Source organism: Neopusillimonas maritima (assembly GCF_003576595.1).
Lineage (GTDB): Bacteria > Pseudomonadota > Gammaproteobacteria > Burkholderiales > Burkholderiaceae_B > Neopusillimonas > Neopusillimonas maritima.
This window is the reverse complement of record NZ_NQOU01000026.1, coordinates 1-1,121: the sequence shown is the minus strand read 5'-3', so window position 1 is coordinate 1,121 and position 1,121 is coordinate 1. Positions and strand designations below refer to the sequence as shown.

The following is a 1,121-nucleotide window of genomic DNA, read 5'->3' as shown; positions in this document are numbered from 1 at the left end:
GTTTGTGAAACAAACTGCATAAAACGAGACAACTGACATGTTTGCACTTGCTGCACATCAGGCTGCCATACGACAGGGTTCGACATTAACACTCACCTTACCGATTCGATTTACTGAAAAACGCGTTGCTGAAGATGGATTTATGACGCTGCAGTGGCCTTCCACGCCTCATACCCCGCCACAAACTTAGGCGACATCGCTCTTAACCGCTCGTGGTCGATGCGCCCCGAACGGCTGATGTAGTTCATCGCAAACTCCCATGCCGGCAACTGCATATGGGTGGGGAAGTTGTCGTACCACGTTGCGCTGCGCGTGGCTGCGCTCGCCAGCTTATCAACAATGGGGCGTCGTTGCGTTTCGTACGCCGCCAGCGCATCGGCCACATTATCGGGATGCGCACACAGTGCCTGCGATAACGCCTGTACATCTTCCAGCGCCAAACGTGTACCCGAACCGATAGAAAAATGAGCGGTTCTTAACGCATCGCCCAACAGCACCCGATGACCCACCGTCCAGTTCTTGTTACTGACAACAGGAAAGCGACGCCACAACGACTTGTTCGTAATTAATTTGGCACCGGCCAGCGTATCTGCAAAGACATTCTCGCAATACACACGTGATTGCTCTTCCGACATATCTTCAAGGCCCGCCTTCTGGAATGTCTGCGCATCAACCTCCACCAGGAAGGTACTCATGTCGGGCGTGTAGCGATAGTGGTGCGCGTTGAAAAAACCGCCATCATGTTGTTTGAACGTTTGCGTGAGCGCATCAAAAGGCCGGGTGGCGCCAAACCAGGCGAAACGATTTTCAAGCAGTTTGATCTCGGTGCCGAATTCGGCTTCATGGGTTTTACGAACCAATGAATTAACACCGTCTGCGCCAATCACCAGATCGGCATCATCGAGCTCGGCAAGGTCTTTAACCACATGACTGTTAATAAGTTTTGCCCCCACCGACAACGCCTGTTCGCGAAGAATGTTCAACAGCGTTAGCCTGGCAATGCCCGTAAACCCAATGCCGTCGATTCGAATGCGCTCACCATGGATATTAATTTCGATATCGCTCCAGCTTTCCAGGCCGGCGGTAATCAAATCAAGCGTTTCCGAATCGCCGGCTCGCAA

Annotated in this window: 1 protein-coding gene; it reads right to left on the bottom strand. The window is 52.4% G+C overall.

Translation table 11 applies throughout. The features are described 5' to 3' along the window. Positions 1–140: 140 nt before the first annotated feature. Positions 141–1,121, bottom strand: a 981-nt coding sequence (locus CJO09_RS15555) for an FAD-dependent monooxygenase (RefSeq protein ID WP_119443169.1), incomplete at its 5' end; no start/stop codon positions are given.